This is a genomic window from Devosia sp. (genome assembly GCF_036406155.1).
GTDB lineage: Bacteria > Pseudomonadota > Alphaproteobacteria > Rhizobiales > Devosiaceae > Devosia_A.
In genome coordinates, this window is sequence record NZ_DASWVV010000081.1 from 1 (window position 1) to 3,747 (window position 3,747).

The window sequence follows — 3,747 nt, forward strand, 5'->3', positions numbered from 1 at the left end:
CAGATGAGAGCGCACTGTATGCTCGGAGATGTCGAGCTCGCGAGCGATCTCCTTCGGGCAGAGCCCGTCCGACAGCAAGCCGAGGACATCGCTTTCGCACTGGGTGAGATCGAAGGCCTCGCAGACCGCCCCCATGTGCTCGCTGGCCGGCATGGGATCCCCCTGAAGCACCAAGAGGGCGCGATCCAGGCCGGGCGCAGCGAATAGGTCGGCCGCCCGCCAGTCACTGTCCATGAGCCGGACGACGATGCGGGTCCGGTCCGCCCGGTTGGACCGCCTCCGGTCGAGCAGCCGCTCGAGCGCGCGTTCCAGCGCGCGATTGCTGGCGAGGCAGCCAAGCTTCAGGCGCCCTCCGGGGGCGCTGACGGCGCCGCGGCTGAGCAGCGCCTCGGCCGCCGCGTTCCGCGACAGCACGCGTCCGTCGAAACTGAGTTCGAACCGGGGCTCCAGCTGCAGCCAACCCCATGGGGACGGCGCCGGATCGGAGTCGTACGTCTCGGCCATGGACACGATCCGCCCTAACGACGAGGCGGCCTCTCTCCCCGCGCACCATCGAACCGCCCGCCTCCCGCGTCGATAACCTGGTATATGAAATGAGAGGTCAGCGGAGTGTGCGCCTGGCCGGCGGCGCCGGTCAGAGTCCTTCCCTAAGACGCCCGCCCAGCGGCCGCAGCACGGAGACGACCTCTCGCCGCATCAGCTGCAGGGCCAGCCGGGATGACGGCGCGGCCCGGCCGAACCGCCACTAAGACAGCCGACGTGAAGGCCAGAAGTCCGAGGCGCCGCCCTCAGGCGACGGCGCGCAGCCGATTCTGCCTGGCGCGAGGGCGCCGAACTGAGCCAGCGCCGCAAACATGCGACGAAGGTCCGCCAATGAGGCGTTGCGAAGTTCGGGTGGACGCCTGCAGCGCGGCGATGTCTTCGCTTCGGCGGAGGCGTCGAGAGAGCAGAGCAAGGCTAGATTGGGCTTAGGTCGGCACCCGAAGATCCTGGCCAAACTTGCCGAGTGACGACTTGAGCGGCGAGCCGCTCTGGATCGGTCCGGAGCAGGTGGTCGAACTCCGCGTCGACAGCACGGAGGCGGCCTCATGCACACGATCCGCGTGACGCCCACCGACGGGGGGTGGGTTGACGGCTAAGCCCGGGCTTGGTGCAGCGCAAGCCGCCACAAGGCTCGTCAGGAGGGCGAAGAATGTCGGCGACCGAACCATCGCAGCCTTCCGCTTTTGCTTTCCGTAGATGGTGCGCCGTCATCCTTGCGGTCGGGTGATCGAGCGCGGTTAAGCTTGCAGGCGCAGCGGTGCGGCCTCCCCGGCAGGGTACCCAGCTGCGCCGCCCGTTGGTGGGCTCGTGTCGGCGATGCGCCAGTTTCAGACCTTCAGGCGGAAGGACAAGCGGACCTTCTGCGGGGGCGGAGCAGGCCCCCGCAAGCGCCTACATCCTCGCAGATCGCAGGCCGTCGCCGGTCTCAGCGAAGGCGCGTGACGACGAATCCGCCCTCTCTCGCTTCGGCGCGCCAGTCGCTGCCGGGCGCATGCTTGCGCAAAGTGGCGAAACCAATCCTCGATCTGCTGACGAACCACGAGGCTCCGGGACGGAGCTTGAGCAGGCGCTCGGTGACGGGGTCGCAGGGCTTGGGCATCAGGGAGTTCCGGGAAAGCGCCGCCCGGAAGGCTCGACGCTTCCGGGCGGCAGTTCGGGCGGGCCGGTCCTCGCGAGGGCGAGAGGCCGCCCGGGAGGGACCTATTTCATCGTCGGGATGACGAAGGCGCTGTCCTCGACGGCGCCTTCCGGCCAGCGGGCGGTGATCGTCTTCACCTTGGTGTAGAACTTCACCCCTTCCATGCCGTGCTGGTTGGTGTCGCCGAAGGCGCTGCGCTTCCAGCCGCCGAAGGTGTGGTAGGCCACCGGCACCGGGATCGGCACGTTGATCCCCACCATGCCGACGTTGACGCGGCTGGCGAACTCGCGTGCGGCCCGGCCGTTGCGGGTGAAGATCGCCACGCCGTTGCCGTACTGGTGCTCGGACGGCAGGCGCAGGGCCTCCTCGAAGGTCTCGGCCCGCACGATCTGCAGGACGGGCCCGAAGATCTCTTCCTGGTAGGTCTTCATCGAAGGCTTCACCTGGTCGAACAGGCTGGGGCCGATGAAGTAGCCCTTCTCATAGCCCTGCAGGCTGAAGCCGCGGCCGTCGACGACCAGCTCGGCGCCTTCGTCCACGCCCATCTGGATGTAGTCGCTGACCCGCTTCTTGTGGGCCTCCGACACCACCGGGCCGTACTGCGCGGCGGGGTCGGTCGATAGGCCGACCTTCAGGGTGTCGATCTCGGCCAGCACGCGCTCGCGCAGCTCGTCGGCGGTCTTCCTGCCCACCGGCACGACCACCGGCAGGGCCATGCAGCGCTCGCCGGCCGAGCCGTAGGCGGCGCCGATCAGGTCCTTGGTCGCCTGCTCCAGGTCGGCGTCGGGCAGGATGATGCCGTGGTTCTTGGCCCCGCCCATGGCCTGGACCCGCTTACCCGCAGCCGTGCCGCGGCTGTAGACGTAGTGGGCGATGTCGGACGAGCCCACGAAGCTCACCGCCTTGATGTCGGCGTGGTCGAGGATGGCGTCCACCGCGACCTTGTCGCCGTGCACGACGTTCAGCACGCCCGCGGGCGCGCCGGCCTCCATCATCAGCTCGGCCAGGCGCACCGGCACCGTCGGATCCTTCTCCGACGGCTTCAGGATGAAGCTGTTGCCCGTCGCGATGGCGATGCCGAACATCCACATCGGGATCATGGCCGGGAAGTTGAACGGGGTGATCCCCGCGCAGACGCCCAGCGGCTGGCGCATCGAATAGACGTCGATCCCGGGGCCCGCGCCCTCGGTGTACTCGCCCTTCAGCACGTGCGGGATGCCGCAGGCGAATTCGATGACCTCCAGGCCGCGCTGGATGTCGCCCTTGGAGTCGGCGATCACCTTGCCGTGCTCGGACGACAGGACCTCGGCCAGCTCGTCCATGCGGGCTTCCACCAGCCGCTTGAACTCGAACATGACCCGGGCGCGCCGCTGCGGGTTGACCAGGGCCCAGGTCTGCTGCGCCCGCAGCGCCGACTGGACCGCCTTGTCGAGCTCGGCCTCGGTCGCCAGGGCGACGCGGGCCTGCACCTCGCCGGTGTTGGGGTTGAACACGTCGCCGAAGCGGCCGGACTGGCCTGCAACGGGCGCGCCGTCGATGAAATGGGTGATGTCTCGCATGGCCGGCGTTCTACGCCCAACGCCCCGGAGCGCCTAGCTTCCGTTGCGGGAGGCGCCGCCCGGCGCTTGCCCGCGAGCGGGACGGCGGCGCATGTTCCGCCCATGACCGCGTTGAGCCACGCCCCGGCCCTGGCCCGCCCGAGGGGCGCCGACCACATCGTGGACGCCCTGATCGCCGAGCGCGCGCCGAAGCTGTCGGGCTCGGCCGCCTGGCCCGTGCTGCGCCCGCTGCTCTACGCCCTGCTGGACTACGGCAAGGCGCGGCGGATGGCCGACGCGATCGCCCCGCTGCCCGGACGCGCGGCCCTGGAGCACGTCTCCGAGCTGCTGTCGGTGCAGGTGGCGGCCAGCGGACTCGACCGCGTCCCCGCGCAGGGCCGGGCGATCGTGGTCTGCAACCACCCCACCGGCATCGCCGACGGCGTGGCCGTCTACGACGCGCTGAAGGCCCTTCGCCCCGACATCTGCTTCTACGCCAACGCCGACGCCCACCGGGTCTGCCCCGGC

3 protein-coding genes are annotated in these 3,747 nt (G+C 69.7%); 1 reads left to right on the forward strand and 2 read right to left on the reverse strand.

Translation table 11 applies throughout. The annotated features are described in order from the left end of the window. On the reverse strand, positions 1 to 504 hold a 504-nt coding region (locus VGD93_RS05270; protein ID WP_395009904.1), incomplete at its 3' end, for a helix-turn-helix transcriptional regulator. 1,239 nt (positions 505 to 1,743) lie between these two features. Continuing rightward, positions 1,744 to 3,240 (reverse strand): CoA-acylating methylmalonate-semialdehyde dehydrogenase, encoded by a 1,497-nt coding sequence (locus VGD93_RS05275; RefSeq protein WP_395009906.1) that lies wholly within the window; start codon positions 3,238 to 3,240, stop codon positions 1,744 to 1,746. A gap of 102 nt (positions 3,241 to 3,342) precedes the next feature. Here VGD93_RS05275 and VGD93_RS05280 point away from each other — a divergent pair. After that, positions 3,343 to 3,747 (forward strand): GNAT family N-acetyltransferase (locus VGD93_RS05280; RefSeq protein ID WP_395009908.1); only part of this gene is annotated, 405 nt, incomplete at its 3' end.

Excerpts from the sequence above, each read along its gene's own strand:
- VGD93_RS05275 (WP_395009906.1), bottom strand. The coding sequence starts at position 3,240 with ATGCGAGACATCACCCATTTCATCGACGGCGCGCCCGTTGCAGGCCAG.